At 61.5% G+C, this 14,961-nt stretch carries 19 protein-coding genes and 1 riboswitch; of the genes, 11 read left to right on the top strand and 8 right to left on the bottom strand.

Annotated features, from left to right (window positions below):
- Positions 1-13: 13 nt before the first annotated feature.
- Complete coding sequence (locus tag AAHE99_RS23260; protein ID WP_342119798.1) at positions 14-451, bottom strand: Mpo1 family 2-hydroxy fatty acid dioxygenase; 438 nt, start codon at positions 449-451, stop codon at positions 14-16.
- 143 nt (positions 452-594) lie between these two features.
- Here AAHE99_RS23260 and AAHE99_RS23255 point away from each other — a divergent pair, with 143 nt between their 5' ends.
- The 5 genes from AAHE99_RS23255 (at position 595) to AAHE99_RS23235 (ending at position 5,109) form a co-directional block, all read left to right on the top strand.
- Positions 595-1,203 carry a PH domain-containing protein gene (locus tag AAHE99_RS23255; RefSeq protein WP_342119797.1) on the top strand — a complete coding sequence of 203 codons (609 nt, stop codon included), beginning with the start codon at positions 595-597 and terminating at the stop codon, positions 1,201-1,203.
- Between the two features lie 7 nt (positions 1,204-1,210).
- Entirely contained in the window at positions 1,211-2,152 is a 942-nt protein-coding gene (locus tag AAHE99_RS23250) for an NUDIX domain-containing protein (RefSeq protein WP_342119796.1), read from the top strand.
- Positions 2,149-2,646 (top strand): DNA-deoxyinosine glycosylase, encoded by a 498-nt coding sequence (locus tag AAHE99_RS23245; protein ID WP_342119795.1) that lies wholly within the window; start codon positions 2,149-2,151, stop codon positions 2,644-2,646. The genes AAHE99_RS23250 and AAHE99_RS23245 overlap by 4 nt, the downstream gene beginning before the upstream one ends.
- A gap of 192 nt (positions 2,647-2,838) precedes the next feature.
- Positions 2,839-3,480 (top strand): hypothetical protein, encoded by a 642-nt coding sequence (locus AAHE99_RS23240; protein ID WP_342119794.1) that lies wholly within the window; start codon positions 2,839-2,841, stop codon positions 3,478-3,480.
- A 174-nt stretch (positions 3,481-3,654) separates the two neighbouring features.
- Positions 3,655-5,109: a hypothetical protein gene (locus AAHE99_RS23235; protein ID WP_342119793.1), complete on the top strand. Its 1,455-nt coding sequence runs from the start codon at positions 3,655-3,657 to the stop codon at positions 5,107-5,109.
- 678 nt (positions 5,110-5,787) lie between these two features.
- Here the strand turns inward: AAHE99_RS23235 and AAHE99_RS23230 are convergent.
- Entirely contained in the window at positions 5,788-6,099 is a 312-nt protein-coding gene (locus tag AAHE99_RS23230; RefSeq protein ID WP_342119792.1) for a helix-turn-helix domain-containing transcriptional regulator, read from the bottom strand.
- A gap of 130 nt (positions 6,100-6,229) precedes the next feature.
- Here AAHE99_RS23230 and AAHE99_RS23225 point away from each other — a divergent pair, with 130 nt between their 5' ends.
- From AAHE99_RS23225 to AAHE99_RS23210, 4 genes are all read left to right on the top strand, one after another.
- Positions 6,230-6,430 (top strand): hypothetical protein, encoded by a 201-nt coding sequence (locus tag AAHE99_RS23225; protein ID WP_342119790.1) that lies wholly within the window; start codon positions 6,230-6,232, stop codon positions 6,428-6,430.
- A gap of 100 nt (positions 6,431-6,530) precedes the next feature.
- Positions 6,531-6,659 carry a hypothetical protein gene (locus AAHE99_RS23220; RefSeq protein ID WP_342119788.1) on the top strand — a complete coding sequence of 43 codons (129 nt, stop codon included), beginning with the start codon at positions 6,531-6,533 and terminating at the stop codon, positions 6,657-6,659.
- A gap of 79 nt (positions 6,660-6,738) precedes the next feature.
- Positions 6,739-8,796 (top strand): response regulator, encoded by a 2,058-nt coding sequence (locus AAHE99_RS23215; RefSeq protein ID WP_342119787.1) that lies wholly within the window; start codon positions 6,739-6,741, stop codon positions 8,794-8,796.
- Positions 8,797-8,828: 32 nt separating this feature from the next.
- A riboswitch (SAM-I-IV-variant riboswitch) is annotated at positions 8,829-8,934 on the top strand.
- A 42-nt stretch (positions 8,935-8,976) separates the two neighbouring features.
- On the top strand, positions 8,977-9,288 hold the full coding sequence (locus tag AAHE99_RS23210) for a hypothetical protein (protein WP_342119785.1): 312 nt from the start codon (positions 8,977-8,979) through the stop codon (positions 9,286-9,288).
- Here AAHE99_RS23210 and AAHE99_RS23205 read toward each other — a convergent pair.
- The gene (locus AAHE99_RS23205; protein WP_342119784.1) at positions 9,281-10,396 is read right to left on the bottom strand and encodes a helix-turn-helix transcriptional regulator; all 1,116 of its coding nucleotides are present in this window, start codon (positions 10,394-10,396) and stop codon (positions 9,281-9,283) included. The two genes, AAHE99_RS23210 and AAHE99_RS23205, sit on opposite strands and share 8 nt — an antisense overlap.
- 113 nt (positions 10,397-10,509) lie before the next feature.
- Here AAHE99_RS23205 and AAHE99_RS23200 point away from each other — a divergent pair, with 113 nt between their 5' ends.
- A complete protein-coding gene (locus AAHE99_RS23200; protein WP_342119783.1) occupies positions 10,510-10,839 on the top strand; it encodes a carboxymuconolactone decarboxylase family protein in 330 nt (109 codons plus the stop codon).
- Here AAHE99_RS23200 and AAHE99_RS23195 read toward each other — a convergent pair.
- The 4 genes from AAHE99_RS23195 to AAHE99_RS23180 are packed head-to-tail and all read right to left on the bottom strand — an operon-like array spanning position 10,836 to position 13,312.
- Positions 10,836-11,081 (bottom strand): DUF3297 family protein, encoded by a 246-nt coding sequence (locus AAHE99_RS23195; protein ID WP_342119781.1) that lies wholly within the window; start codon positions 11,079-11,081, stop codon positions 10,836-10,838. The genes AAHE99_RS23200 and AAHE99_RS23195 overlap by 4 nt on opposite strands.
- A complete protein-coding gene (locus AAHE99_RS23190) occupies positions 11,078-11,383 on the bottom strand; it encodes a type II toxin-antitoxin system RelE/ParE family toxin (RefSeq protein WP_342119779.1) in 306 nt (101 codons plus the stop codon). The genes AAHE99_RS23195 and AAHE99_RS23190 overlap by 4 nt, the downstream gene beginning before the upstream one ends.
- Entirely contained in the window at positions 11,371-11,655 is a 285-nt protein-coding gene (locus tag AAHE99_RS23185) for a CopG family ribbon-helix-helix protein (protein ID WP_342119778.1), read from the bottom strand. Before AAHE99_RS23185 ends, AAHE99_RS23190 begins: the two co-directional genes overlap by 13 nt.
- Positions 11,656-11,698: 43 nt before the next feature.
- A complete protein-coding gene (locus AAHE99_RS23180) occupies positions 11,699-13,312 on the bottom strand; it encodes an acyl-CoA dehydrogenase family protein (protein WP_342119777.1) in 1,614 nt (537 codons plus the stop codon).
- A gap of 69 nt (positions 13,313-13,381) precedes the next feature.
- Here AAHE99_RS23180 and AAHE99_RS23175 point away from each other — a divergent pair, with 69 nt between their 5' ends.
- Complete coding sequence (locus AAHE99_RS23175) at positions 13,382-14,038, top strand: TetR/AcrR family transcriptional regulator (protein ID WP_342119776.1); 657 nt, start codon at positions 13,382-13,384, stop codon at positions 14,036-14,038.
- Here AAHE99_RS23175 and AAHE99_RS23170 read toward each other — a convergent pair.
- Complete coding sequence (locus AAHE99_RS23170; protein WP_342119774.1) at positions 14,035-14,865, bottom strand: alpha/beta hydrolase; 831 nt, start codon at positions 14,863-14,865, stop codon at positions 14,035-14,037. The genes AAHE99_RS23175 and AAHE99_RS23170 overlap by 4 nt on opposite strands.
- Positions 14,866-14,961: the final 96 nt, after the last annotated feature.

Below are 14,961 nucleotides of genomic sequence, written 5' to 3'. Positions count from 1 at the left end.
GGGTGCCCAAAGATCAATAGGCCAGGTTCCAGCGCCGGTACAGCACGCCCAGCACGAACAAGGGGCCGATCAGCAGGAAGCGCAAATCATCGAAAAAGGACGGCTTCTTGCCCTCGATCTTGTGGCCGATGAACTGGCCGATCCAGGCCAGCACGAAGATCGTCACACTCAGCGGCATGACCGCGCCCGGCGGCAGCGCGCTCAGCACGGCCAGCATCAAGCCGGCCATCACCAGCATGCCCAGCGCGAAATTGCGCGATAACTTAAAGTAGTACACCATCGACGCGACCGTCACGGCGACGGCCAGCAGGGGATGGATGGCCCATACCAGGCCCAGCAAGCTGAACACGATCAGCGGCACGCACACGCAGTGGATGAGCTCATTGGTCGGGTCCATATGGCTTTCGCTGTACTTAGCCAGCAGGGTATCGATGGCACGCGCATCGGTCATAGTGGCAGTCTCCATTGTTGATGTTTTGTTTAGCACTACCGTTCGATTCTACACGTGAAGTGTCTGGACGCATACTTGCTTAAATGCTAATCTTGCCCAGCGCATTGCACACCGTTCCGGCCGGTTGCCGAAGGAGTGAAACCATGTTCAAGAAACTGGCGGCAGAGGCCCTGGGCATCAGCGATATCGGCGTAATCGTTTCGCCCAATGATTACGACAAGGTCGACGCGGACGACTACCTGTTCTCGGAAGACGGCGAGCAGATCTTCTTCCTGATCAAGAGCAAGAAAGACGAGTACTGCTTTACCAACCTGGCGCTTATCCATGTGGATGGCGATTCGGCGGTATCGTCCAAGCGCTCGATCAAGCGCTACGACTACAGCTCGACCGACATTTCCCACGTCAGCATCGAAACCGCCGGCACGCTGGATATGGATGTCGAACTCAAGTTCCACGCCGGCGAGACCGTGTTCAGCATCGACGTCAAAAAGTCGCACATCGAGCAGCTGAAGGACATCTACAAGGCGCTGATTTCGATCAGCAAGCAGCAGTACAAGGATGCGGTCGGCCGCGAAAACGCCGTGCGCGCCCTGGACGCCACGGCCTCGATGTATAAACTGAACGGCATTCAGCCAGGCAGCAGCGTTGCCGGCCAGTTCGGCGAACTGCTGGCTGCGGTGAACACGGCCATCCTGGACACGCACACCAAACGCGATTTTAGCGACGTCTTCACCAAGTACATCCACAACTGAGAACACCATGCAAGAGTATGTCCGCGTCAAGTCCGTGCAGTTGCTGTCGGACGACTGGTATGTCCTGAAGAAGACCACCTTCGATCTGCGCCGCCGCGACGGCCGCTGGCAGACCATGACGCGCGAAACCTACGACCGTGGCAACGGCGCGGTCGCCTTGCTGTACAACCGCGCCCAGCGCACCGTGCTGCTGACGCGCCAGTTCCGCTTCCCGGCCTACGTCAACCAGCACGACGGCTACCTGATCGAAGCGCCGGCCGGCATGCTGGACGACGCCCATCCCGAAGAGCGCATGCATGCCGAGCTGGAGGAGGAGACCGGCCACAAGGTCGCCAAGTTGCAGCCGGTGTTCGATGTCTTCATGAGCCCCGGCTCGGTCACCGAGCGCCTGCACTTCTTCGTCGGCGAGTATGACGCCGATTCGCAGGTCGGCCACGGCGGCGGGCTTGAACACGAAGGCGAAGATATCGAAGTCATCGAACTGGACGCCGACCAGGCGCTGGCCATGATTGCCAGCGGCGAAATCATGGATGGCAAGACCATCATGCTGCTGCAATACCTGCACCTGCACTTGCTGCCACCGCGCAGCATGATGATCCTGGTGGCCGGCCCGTACCGCTCCGGCACCGGCGACGACCCGGCGCGCATGGCCGCCAACGTCGCGGCGATGGAAGCGTTCGTGCTGCCGCTGTATGAGCGCGGCCACACCCCGGTGCTGGGCGAATGGCTGGCGCTACCCGTGCTGCACGCTGCCGGTTCGCAGAAGGTGGGCGATGCAGTGTATGAGAAGATCTTCCACCCGCATTGCGAGCGGCTGCTGGCGCACTGCGACGCCGTGCTGCGCGTGGGCGGCGCTTCCGCCGGAGCCGACGCCATGGTGGAACTCGCGCGCCAGCGCGGCCTGCTGGTCTACCACGACATCAATGACATTCCTGTCGTGAAGCCATGACCCTGAAGCGCTGCTTCGACCCGGTGGTCGACGACCGCACACGCCTGCTGGTGCTCGGCAGCCTGCCCGGCGACAAATCGCTCGCCGTGCAGGAGTACTACGGCAACCGCCAGAACAAGTTCTGGATGCTGATGTCGGAAGTGATCGGCCTCGACCTCGTCCCTCTCGACTACCCATCAAGGTTGCAAGCATTGCTGGCGCACGGCGTAGGGCTGTGGGATGTGGTCGCGGAAGCTCATCGAAAGGGCAGCCTCGATAGCCATATCAGGGAGCGCAACCACAACGACTTGCGTGGTTTGCTTTCGCGCCATCCCAATATCACGGCGATCGCATTTAATGGTGGGACGGCTGGGCGGCTGGGGCTTAAAGTATTAGGGGAAGCGGTACTCGGCTACCATATCGTGGAACTTCCATCGAGTAGCCCAGCACATACCTTGCGGTATGCAGAGAAAGCGAGGCGGTGGCAAGCCTTGCGCGCGGCGTTGGCACGATAACGCATTGCTGACTCTCTCCAAAACCCAAGGGCTGGAAAGAAACGCTACATAGGCTGGCCACTCAGCCTATTCAGCAGTTCAGCTACACGACAGGAATGAATTCCACGGACTCATCCCTTATCATCGATGCAATGGAGAGGGCAAGATGGAGGCCCTTCGCCTGTTGCCATATCCATCACATTAGGAGCCTAAGTGAGCTTGAATCTTTCATCGTCTATCACGCAAGTGAAGAACACCACGCCCTCGTCGATTTCGCCTGGCGTTCTGGCTCTGTGCCACGACATTGTGCGCAATGGGGTGCCGGAGTATGTCAGCGTTCAGGTGGAAAACGGCGCGATCGTCAACGAGTGTTTCGGCAATGTCGCCAAGAAGGTAGCGGCGGACGGAGGTTCTATCCAGCACGGTTGGACTATCTGGCAGACTGGCGCTTGGATGGTGGAAGGCGAGTTTCACGCGGTTTGGAAGGCGCCGGACGGCACCTTGATCGAGGTCAGTCCCAAACCAGACGGCGAGTCATCGATTTTGTTTTTGCCAGATCCCAAGCTTGTCTTTAGTGGAATGGCGCGTGGGAGCGTTCGTCGAGCACTGGTCCGCAGTTTGCCGGTGGATGACTATGTCAATTTGGCGAACAAATTTGAAGCGCTGGGACTTGCCGCGCGGGCTGGGACTGTAAGGATCTCACGCGAAGCACTTATGCAGCTCATGGAGTGCAAAGATACTGCATTGGCGATGATGGCAGCCGATGGCGGCGCTGATCACCCATGCGCCTGCAATAGTGGAAAGCGCTACAAGAACTGCCATAGCAAGGCGGCCAAGAGCATTCGCGTGCTTTGACGCGCGCGTTCGCGAGGCTAAGGTTGCGGTGGCTTAGAACTTCAACATCCCGAGCTAAAATCCTGGCTGAGCTCCGCATTGAAGAGTAGTCGTTGCGAGGCGAGTGAACGCCCTTAGGCTATCGCTGACGAATCGCTGGCTTCCAAAGGAATAGCGGATAAGGAGAGATGCTCAATGAGCGAATGGAGCTTGGCGCCGAAGGCGTTTGTGGGATCGTTGGGAATCGAGGGGCATAGCGCGGAGGTCGAGTTCACAGTCGGTCTGGACGAGGCCGGCCAAGCCGTAATTGAATTCAATCCGCTGGACGTCAACTCTCAGACAGCGTTTGTCATGACCCATTCGAACGCGGAGAATGGTCGGTTTTCCTGTTTCAAACTGGAGGGCGCGGACGGCGAGGGGGCTCGCTTTGAGTGCGACAACCTTGTTTTGACCGGACTTGGATCTCAAAGCGTTCTGGCGCCCGGCTTCACCGAGATGGACGAGGCGCCTTTTTTCGTCAGCACGATGACGCCGCGCGCGGCTTACTCTACCGCGCGAATCACCATGAAGGCCGGCGTTCCGAAAGAACTCTGCGCCAAGGAGCTCGCGGAACAGAGCGAGCCGCCGGTCGTGCAATGGCAATTGAAGGGCTTCGCCAGCCACGGCTGTCTCAGCGCGGATTGTCCATTAGGCGCGGTGACGATGTGGGGCAACATGGAGAACAAGGGCCAGAATGACCTTACAGGCACTCTGCGAGTCGCTGCCGCGAGCGAGCAAACGGATGTCGAAGAATGGAGAAAGCAGACGGAGTCATTGTGCCGCCATGTTCGGCATGTAATGTCATTCGCGGTCTCTTCGATGTTGGGAACGCCAGTAGAGGAGTTCTACCACGACGACATGGTGGTCATGGACCTTTTGAGCCAGAGTGAGCAGCAGCGCTCGGAGTTCCAAGTCTTTCACCACCTCGACTTGGACGATATCTTCAAATGCGCGGTGGTATCCCATTTCCAGCCGGCGTTCGACGTCAAGAACATTACCTTCGCGATCCAATGGTTTGCCATGCGAGCTGCCTATCGAGAGTCTCGGCTGATTTCGTCCATGACCGTGCTGGAAAACTTGATCGACTCGAACCTTCCTGAGGAGGACACATATATTCTTTCTCCGAAAGCCTTTGAAAAGCTCAGGGGCAAGCTGAGCGAAAAAATTAAAGAGCTTGCGATGGGCTGGGCCGAAGACGAGGCGTCTCAGAAGGCCTATGTGAAGGAATTTAACGACCGCCTGTCGGACCTGAGGCGGCGCTCTCTGATGGATAAGATTTTATTGCTAGCAAAACGTTGGGGAGTCGAACTGAGCGACATTCCACAAGAGTTCATACAAGAGGCCAAGCGAGCAAGGGACTTGGTGGTTCATCGTGGCTCGTTCGAGCAGAAGAAGGATTCAACTCGCGACTTGCACGATCACATCGTGACGGTGAGAGAGGTGGTGTCTCGATTCGTTTTGACCGCGTTGGGCTTTGAGGGACGCTATATCTCTTACCTGGGCGGCTACCATACCAGGGTTTTTACGAAGAATGCTCCCGAGCTGAATTACAACGCAGGAGCGCCGTCATCGCTTACGTTGGTGACGCCAACAAAGGCTTTGCCCGACTGATGTTGCCAACACAGCCGTTGTTGGGCTTGGAGCTAGCTACCATTTCCGGTTCTGGCGTTGAGCGACATTAAGAAAGAGACAGCGCTAACGCGCCGTCGTAATTAGCCAAGAGCAGGCATTAATTATATGAAAGAAACTTATGTCGTTTCTCGGTCTTACCCCCCGCTTGTGCGAACAGCCGCAACCAGTAGTTGGCTTTGCCTATCATGTTACGCACGGCGCTCGCCTCCACTCTATAAAACTTACTGGGTTAGTACCCGGCAAGCCTGGCGTGCAATATAGAACTGACAATGTTTTTTTTGGCACTAACCTCGACAGCATGTACTCGGCGTACGGGACTACCATTGTTAGCCCCCTGGAGCGCAAGGTTGGTAAATGTGCTTTTATCTACTATCAAGGCGTGGCTGTCTTGCGCACAGCGCAGGCCCAATTGATTGGGCTAGGATTTAGCCAGATCAATGGAAACGATTGGAGCGGTTCTAGTGTTCCGCCGTCCAAACTTGAGCTCTTCATTGATGGTACATGGCAAGCGCTGCAATCAGTGGAACTAGGTTTCGCAAATGCATGCTGGCGCGTGTTGTACGATGCCACGCCATGGCTACGCGGTTAATCCGTGTCGTAATCAAGGAATGGGTTTATAACGGCGGCATTGGGGCGTAAGCTGCCGTCGGTAATTGTTTAAGACTCATCCGTCTCAACAGGCTGTACTACCAAGCGTAAGCCCATGGTGCTCAAGATGGCCCGAAGGATATCTAGAGAGGGATTACCCCGTTCGGATAACATGCGGTCCATGTTGTTGGGATTGGCTTCTGCCTTGCGGGCGATTTCTTGGACGCCACCGAACGCATTGCTTATGTACCGAAGCGCTAGCATGAGATCCACTTCGTCGCCTGTAGCGAGCACCTCGTTGAGGTAGTCAACCGCCAGCATGGGGTTCTTCTGGAGCATCTCTGTAATTGCAGCTTCATGGGATCTGTGAGCGTTAGCCATTTCTGTTCTTCCAGCCGAAGTGTGTCAAGCCTTCTACATGCTAGCTTGTATGCGAACTTCAGGCGCGCGCTATGTGAAAAAGGGAATGGGCGAGTAACATCTGGTCTATGCCGATGACGGGAAGTGAGCCATGCGCGTCTCTGCGATCATGGACTTTTGCTTGCTGACCTTAGCCGACGCGGTAGCTGCCCAGCAGCCGCTGCACGTGCTGGTGGAAAACGCTGCATCTCCTTATTCCAATCCTGATGGCACCGGCGTTGCCAATGATGTGGTGCGGGCGGCATTCGATGTCGTGGGTATGGCGCTTAAGCTCACTATTGTGCAATGGTGATGTCGAATCCTCTTGCCGGTGCGCGTCACCGGCTCAACCAAGCAGGCGTCGAAAATGAGGTCAATGAAGCATTCCTCAGCGCTGGCATCGAGTGTGGTATATGGGCGCCAGCTTGTCGCATGCACGCGGCGCCGAGGTCTTGGAGAAGTTTAACGACGGCATGCGCCGCATTGCGCGCAACGGCGAGCTGGAACGCATCCGCCGGCGCTGGCATCCGGCCGACAACTGAGCCGCTGGACAGCGTGAGAATTTGCGCATTTTTAATCTGAGCAAGATGATATGCTCGAAGTTTTTCGGCTGCCGGGTTTATGGAATCGACTGTACAAAGCGAAGAGTTCATCAAGTTGAATTTCCCCCGGCTGGCGGCGGCGCTGGAATACATGCCGGTTGGTGTGACCATTGTCGACCGGGACCTGACCATCCGCTTCTGGAACCCGGCCTTTTGCGAAGTGCAGGGATTTCCCGATGGGGTGATGCATGCCAATATCACCATGGCCGAGGTGTTCCGCTACATCGCCATCCGCGGCGACTATGGGCCGGGCGAGATCGATGACCACGTGGCGGCGCGTGTGGCGCTGTGCCTGAAGTTTGAGCCCCACAACTTCACCCGGACCATGGCAAATGGCCGCAAGCTGAATATCTTTGGCCGCCCGATCTTCGGCGCGGACGGCGAGGTCAATGGCTTCGTGACCATCTACCACGACGTGACAGCCGAAAAGCGCCACGAGGAAGAGCTGGAAGCCAAGAACCAGGAACTGCTGCAGGCCAAGCAGCTGGCCGAGGCGGCCAGCATGGCCAAGGGCCAGTTCCTGTCCAATATGAGCCACGAGATCCGCACGCCGCTGAACTGCGTGATCGGCATGGCCTACCTGGCCTTGAAGACGGAACTCGACCCGCGCCAGCGCGATTACCTGGAGAAGATCCGCTTCGCCGGCGAGCATGTGCTGGGCATCATCGACGACATCCTCGACATCTCCAAGATCGAGGCCGGCAAGATGGAGCTCCAGCATATCGACTTCTCGCTGGGCCACGTGATGCAGACCCTGACCACGGTGGTGGCGCCGAAAGCGGCCAGCCGCAACCTGGAGCTGCAGTTCGATCTCGATCCCACCTTGCCGACCATGCTGGTGGGCGACCCGCTGCGCCTGGGCCAGGTGCTGATCAACTACACCAACAATGCGATCAAGTTCAGTGAGCAGGGCCGGATCGTGATCCGGGTGCGCCGGACGGGCGGCGATGCGCGCGGCTGCCTGCTGCGCTTCGAGGTGAGCGACCAGGGCATCGGCCTGTCCGAAGCGGAGATGGCCAAGCTCTTCGTCTCGTTCCAGCAAGCCGATACCTCCACCACGCGCGAGTATGGCGGCACCGGCCTTGGCCTGGCCATCTGCAAGGAGCTGGCCCACTTGATGGGCGGCGAGGTCGGCGTCCACAGCGAGCACGGGGTCGGCAGCACGTTCTGGTTCACGGCGCGGCTGGGCGTGTCGTCGCAGACCATGTCGACCCTGATCACCCAGCTCAGTGATGCCGCCAGCGGCCTGCTGGCCAGCGCCCACACCACGGCGGTGAAAGCGGCGCTGCAGGCGGCCCGCATCCTGCTGGTCGAGGACAATGACTTCAACCAGCAAATCGCGCAGGAAATGCTGGAGCAAATGGGCGCCACGGTGTCGATCGCCAATAACGGCGTGGAAGCATTGGCCTTGCTGGAGCAGACTGCCTTCGATTGCGTGTTGATGGACCTGCATATGCCGCAGATGGATGGCCTGGAGGCGACCCGCCGCATCCGCGCCAACCCGCAGCTGGCCCAAATCCCGGTGCTGGCAATGACGGCCACCGCCACCACCGAAGCGCGCATGCGCTGTATCGACGCGGGCATGAACGATTTCATTTCAAAGCCTATCCAGCCGGCGCGCATGTATCAGACCATCGCCGGCTGGCTGCCGAGGGGCGTACTGCTGGCGGGGCTGCGGCAACCGGCGCCGGTGGTCCGCGACGAGGCGGCAATCGACCTGTCCGTGCTGGCCGGGCTGATTGGCGGCGACCAGCAAAAGGTGCGCAAGTTCGCGCTCAAGTTCTTGCAAAGCACGCAAGATGGCCTGCGCGACATGGAGGCCGCGCTGGCGCGCGGCGAAGTGCAGCAGGTGCGCGAGCTGGGGCACCGCATCAAATCGGCGGCACGCGGCGTCGGCGCATTCGGCATGGCCGATTTGTGCGAGGCGCTGGAGTTCCTGGCGCCGGGCGATGGGGCCGGCGAACTGGCGCGCGCCCGCCCCATGGTGGCGCAATTGGGGGAGCTGCTGGAAAAAGTGGCAGAAGAAATCTTGCCCTTTTATGAGAATTCCGTTATATTGAACTCGAGTTCTGTATAACGAATTCCGTACAACGGGATCTGTTGTCAGATTTACAGCATCAAGAGTCGGTTCGACCGACGCCAACCTGCCTACCCGGGCAAGGTGGAAGCCATTACGGCGATGCGGCCTATTAATACGGCAACGAAGCGGGCGCACATGGTTTTTGCTCCGAATCGGGCCAAGCTCTCAGGAGAAACCATGACTACCCAAGCCTCCCAACAAGACCTCAGCGCGTGGCGCAACCAGTTCCGCCTGACCCATACCTTCCATGTGTCCTCGGGCGCTGACGACCTGATCGCCGGCCAGCTGGAAACCACCCTGAAGAATTCCAACGCCCATGTCGACAAGTGGGTCATCTCGCGCCGCGGCGGCTTTTACGACCACTGTATTACCGTGGAGGGGATCGGCGACGAGTCGGCGCGCGAGCTGCGCAAGGAATTCGCCAGCCTGAGCGGCCATATCAAGGTCCATGTCGAACACATGATCCACTTCGGCAGCGAAGCTAAATAACCGCCGGCAGGCCGTAGATCAGGCGCGATAAATCCACCTGGCGCGATACGCCGGTCTTCTGGTAGATGCGCTGGGTGTGGGTCTTGACCGTGGCCAGCGAAATCGAGAGGTCGCTTCCCAGCGCGTCGGGTGCGCGGCCGTGGGCGATGCCCATCGCGACTTTGATCTCGGCCGGAGTCAGGCCGAAGCTCGATTTCAGCACCTGGCTGGCCATCGAGCGCTGCTGCCGGGCGTCGGCAATGATGATGGCGGCGCTGGCTTGCTGCTCGCCGTTCGGCGCGCTGCCGCTGACGCCAATCGGCAGCACGATCAGGTGCACGCTGTCGCCGCCGGCGGCGTGGCCGATTTCCAGCGCCTGCGCCGCCGGCTCGGCGCCATCGCAGGCGGTGGCGCAGCGCAGCGCGGCTGCCAGTGCTTCGTTGTCGGCGGCGCGCGCCAGGCGGATGCGGCCGAAGATCGAGCTGATGGTCTCCTTTGACTCGAACAGTTTTTCCGCGCGCTGGTTGCTCAGGCAAATCTGGCCGCGCTGGTCCACCAGCACGATGGCGTAGTCGATGTGGTCGAGCATGGCCATGGCCAGGCGCTTTTCTTCGCTGATGCGGTGGATACGGTTGGCGATGTCGTCGACCCGCGCCAGGTGCGGGATCAGGTCCTGCATGAAGCTGGTCTCGGCCGCGCCGAACGGCTCCTGCGACAGCGCGCGCTGGAAGCCGAAAAAGCACACCGTGCTGCCGTGCGATTTGGTGACGCCGCTCAGGATGTGGCGTATGCCAAGCGGCAGCAGGAATTCCTGGTGAAAGCGGCTGGCGGCGACGGCCTGCTCGTCGAGATAGTCGCAGCAGGCGAAGGCGCGTCCCGGATGGTTGGCGATGTGCGCCAGGGTCGGGTCGATGGTCAGGTAGCGTTCGTTGTAAAGCTGCTGGGTGTGCGGCGTGTGGCCGATCGAATGCCAGTAGGCGCCCAGTCCCTTGCGCACGTCGAGCCCTGCGACGAAGCCGGCCACCGCGCCGACCGCGCCGGCAATGGCGCTGAGGGCCGCCTCCCATTCGGCGGGGTCGAGGGCCGCGTCATAAATTTTTCCTACCGCATGGTCGAACTGGCTTGGCATGGCTGTTCTTTCCCGGCTGTTGCACTATTTTTTAATAAAAATAATACAACAGCTGCGAATCCTTTTGGCTGGCCACTGCCTCTTAGCAGTTGGAATTAACCACTGGAGGAGACATGATGGACGACCTGAAATATGCCAAAGACCTGATCGAACTCGCCCCGCAGGAGGCGCACGCCTTCCTCGGCCTGAAAGGGGCGGCGGAACGGGAGGATGGGGCGATCCCGGCCAAATACCGCGAGCTGGTGTCGATCGGGGTGGCGCTGACCACCCAGTGCGGCTACTGCATCGACGCGCACACGAAAAACGCCCTGGCGGCGGGCGCCACGCGGCAGGAAATTGCGGAAGTGGTATTCATCGCCGCTGCGCTGCGGGCAGGAGCGGCGGTGGGGCATGGCCTGCAGGCCATGAAAAAGGCCAGCGAAAGCTGGCCCCGGAGCGCTTAGCGGTAGAAAGCTTCCACCGTGCCTTTCAGCTTGATCAGCATCGGCTGGCCGCGGCGGTCTTTGGCCGTCGCGTGCTGGACTTTGATCCAGCCTTCGCTGATGCAGTATTCCTCAACGTCAAAGCGCTCTTTGTCGTTGAATTTGATGCCAATGTCGTGCTCGAACACCGCTGCCACGTGGTGCGGGCTGCGTGGGTCGATCGACAGATGGTCCGGGAGGTCTGGGCGGGTAGTATCGTTCATGGGGCAGGATTATACCGGAAGCCGGCTTCGCGTTGATGCCGCACCGCCAGCACCAGTATGACGTCCTGGGCTGAATCGTATGCATAAAGGGCAATATATCCTGTCCTTCCCTGCGAGATAACCAGTTCGCGCAAATGATTCTCTGCCGGACGGCCAACCAAGGGATGCCGTGCGAGCATACTGATCGCATCATCGATCAGATCCAGGGCGTGCAAGGCCGCCTGTTCAGAGTCGGTTGCCAGGAAATCGGCGATGCCTTCCAGGTTGCACAGCGCGGTAGCCGAGTAAGCTATTCTCGCCATGTTTTGGTGGCCGGCCGGGGTGCCGCCTTGTCTTGCACGCGCTTTCGCAAGTATGTGCGGACATCGTTGGCTTCATAGCCGGTTCCTGACTCCAGCATTTCTGCTCGGGCCGCCAAAGCCTCGGCGACGAACTGTGCGCGAATCTCGGTTTGTTCGGTTGCCAGCCTGATCGCCTCCACCATGAAGGCGTGGGTGCTCAGGCCGAGCTCCTGGGCGGCAGAAGCCGCCCTTTCCTTGAGGTCTTCCGGCAGCTTGAGGGATGTTGTCGACATGGTGGTCTTTCAATTCGAGGTAACACCATGGTAACACCATCCGCTATACCGGCCAGGCGCGGTCGATGATGGCGGGCAGGCTGGCGCTGGCGGGCAGGGTGCCGTAGATGCGGCCGTGGGCGTGGTCGAAGCGGCTGGCGATGAAGGCGTCGGCCACTGCGGCCGGGGCGCGTTCGCGCAGCAGGCGGGCCTGGATCAGGGTGGCCAGCAGCTGGGCGTGGCGGCGCGCCTGGGCTTCCAGCAGGCAGGCGTCGGCGGCGGGCGCCAGCAGGGCGTCCAGCGCGTCGAGGTGGGGGCGCAGCACGGCGTCGCCGGCGCAGCCCTGGCGCAGGTCCTCGCGCAGGGCCAGCATGGCTTCCGGTTCGCGCGCGATGGCGCGCAGCAGGTCGAGCGCCATCACGTTGCCGGAGCCTTCCCAGATCGACAGCACCGGGGTTTCGCGGTACAGGCGGCCCATCGGGCCTTCATCCATATAGCCGTTGCCGCCGAAGACTTCCATCGCTTCGGCCGACAGTTCGATCGAGCGCTTGGTGGTCCACAGCTTGCCGGCCGGGGTGACGATGCGCTGGTAGGCGCGTTCCAGCGGGCTGTCGCCGCGCTCGAAGGCTTCGGCCATGCGCAGCATGAGCTGGGTGGCCGCTTCGCTTTCGAGCGCCATGTCGGCCAATACGTTCTGCATCATCGGCTGCTCGACCAGGCGCTTGCCGAAGGCGTGCCGCTGGCGCGTGTGGTGGATGGCTTGCGTGACGCACTGGCGCATCAGGCTGGCCGCGCCCATCACGCAGTTCAGGCGCGTGATATTGGCCATCTCGATGATGGTGGGGATGCCGCGGCCTTCCTTGCCGACCAGGCGCCCCCAGGCGCCGTGGAATTCGACTTCGCTGCTGGCGTTGGAGCGGTTGCCGATCTTGTCTTTCAGGCGCTGGATGTGGATCGCGTTCTTGCTGCCGTCCGGGCGGTAGCGCGGCACGAAGAAGCAGGACAGGCCGTTATCGGTGCGCGCCAGCACCAGGTGGGCGTCGCACATCGGCGCCGAGAAGAACCATTTGTGGCCGCTCAGCTCGAAGCCATCGGCCACCGGCTCGGCGCGCGTGACGTTGGTGCGCAGGTCGGAGCCGCCCTGTTTCTCGGTCATGCCCATGCCGACCAGGAGCGAGTCCTTCTGCTCGAGCGGGATGTCGCGCGGGTCGTAGCGGCGCGAGAACAGCTTGGGCGCCAGCGTTTCGAACAGTTCGGGTTCCTGGCGCAGCACCGGCACGCAGGCCAGCGTCATCGAGTGCGGGCACTGGCTGCCGGACTCGATCTGGTGGTGCATGGAGAAGGCGGCGGCATAGGCGGCCCAGGCGCCGGGGCGCTGGTCGGAAAAGGGCTGGGTGACCATGCCTTGCTCGCGCGCCATGCGCATCATGCCGTGCCACGCCGGGTGGAATTCGACGCGGTCGATGCGGCGGCCCTGGCGGTCGAAGGTGTGCAGCTCGGGCTTGTGGTGGTTGGCTTGCTCGGCCATGCGGATGGTGGACGCGCTGCCCAGCAAGGCGCCGTAGGCTTCCAGCTCCGATGCATGCGCGCCGGCGCCGGCGCGGCGCACGCCTTCCTGCAGGGCGAGGTCGGTGGTGTAGAGGTTGTAGCCGGCCAGTTCGTGGGTCAGGTTGTCCATGCGCGATCCTTGATAAAAGTGCAGGAAAGTGTAATGCTCGGCGCTTTCCCGGGTGTTCGGATTTTGACCATGCAACTACCTTCTTCCAGCGCGCCGAAGCGGCGAAAACCGACGCAGTCGCGTGCGCGGGCGACGGCGCAGGCGATTGAGCAGGCGTTTGTGCAGCTGCTGGCGGAGCGGGGCTATGCGCAGGTGACGATCCGCCAGGTGCTGGCGCTGGCCGGCGTGGGGGCGGGCAGCTTTTACGAGTACTTCGCCAGCAAGGAGGCGCTGGCGGCGCTCTGCATCCGGCAGCGGGTGCGGGCGATCGCCGACGCACTGGGCGCGGCGGTGCAGGCGGCGGGCGGGCTGCCGCTGCCGGAGCGGGTCGATGCGCTGCTCGACGCGCAGCTGCGCGCGCCGCTGGCGGAACCCGAACAGTGGGCCGCGCTGTTCCACCTGGAGCGCCAGGTGTCGAAGCCGCAGGCCTTCCGCCAGCTGTACGCCGAGTTCGTGGCGCTATGGGAGCGCGGGCTGGGCGGCGGGGCGGACTGGCCGGCCGGCGCGGCGCTGGGCGATGCGGCGTTTGCCGCGCACGCCATCGCCTACAGCCTGGTGTCGCAGACCCTGATGGCGCGCAGCGAGAGTCCGGATGCGGCGGCGCTGCGGGCGCTGGTGCGGCAGGCGGTGCATGGCTATCTGTCGCTGCTGGCGCCGCGCGCCTATCGCGGCTGCCTGAGCTTCTAGGCTGCGAACTGCGCTTGCAGGAAGCTGGCGATCTTCTGCTGCGTGGTGGGCAGGTAGGGGATGTTCAGGTGGTCGGAATCGGGAATGATCTCGTCGTGGTGCAGGCAGGTGAGCTTGCTGACCAGTTCATTGGTGTGCGAGTGCGGCACGATGTCGTCGCTGGCGGCGCGTAGCACATAGGTCGGCGCGGCCAGCAGGGTCGCATGCTTGACCGATTCGAAGCGGTGCTGCAGCAGCATCGACACCGGCAGCGCCGGGAATTTGCGCTGCGCCAGCGCCAGGATCGAATCGTAAGGCGTGATCAGCACCGTGGCCTGCACCGGCCGCTGCATCGCCACCTGCACCGCCACGCCCGAGCCCAGGCTGCGCCCGACCACGGCGACGCGCGTCGGGTCGACCTTGTGGTGCTTGCACAGCCAGTCGACCTGCATGCAGGCGTCGGCGATCAGCAGCTCCTCGCCCGGCTCGCCGTGCGATTCGCCGTAGCCGCGGTAGTTCAGGGCCAGCACCGCCATGCCGGGGAACAGGTTGCCGGCGTCGCGCACCAGCCAGGACACTTCTTCCGAGCGCCCGCCGAAGTACACCACGGCCGGCCGCACGCCCGGTTCGCGCGGCGTCATCAGCCAGCCCGCCAGCCGCGTGCCATCGCCGCCGCGCAGCACGATGGCGCGCGTGCGGTGGCCGCTGCTGCGCGGGTTGGCAACCTCGCGCTTGACGGTGGGATTGAACAGCAGCTTGCGCTGGCCGGCCATGAGCAGGGCCGTCAATCCGGCCCATGCAAAGCCAATCGCACCCGCGGCGGCTGCCATTTTGCGTGAATTGCTCATGTGTTTTAGTATGCTCTTAATGCTGAGTAAACTGCGTTAAGCCACGCACTTAAGCTGCCCGCTGTCAGATTGCGGCAACACACTTATAAGGATGAC

Origin of the sequence: Pseudoduganella sp. OTU4001, from assembly GCF_038440195.1 — a bacterium.
GTDB lineage: Bacteria > Pseudomonadota > Gammaproteobacteria > Burkholderiales > Burkholderiaceae_D > Rugamonas.
This window is presented reverse-complemented; position numbering and strand designations above follow the sequence as displayed.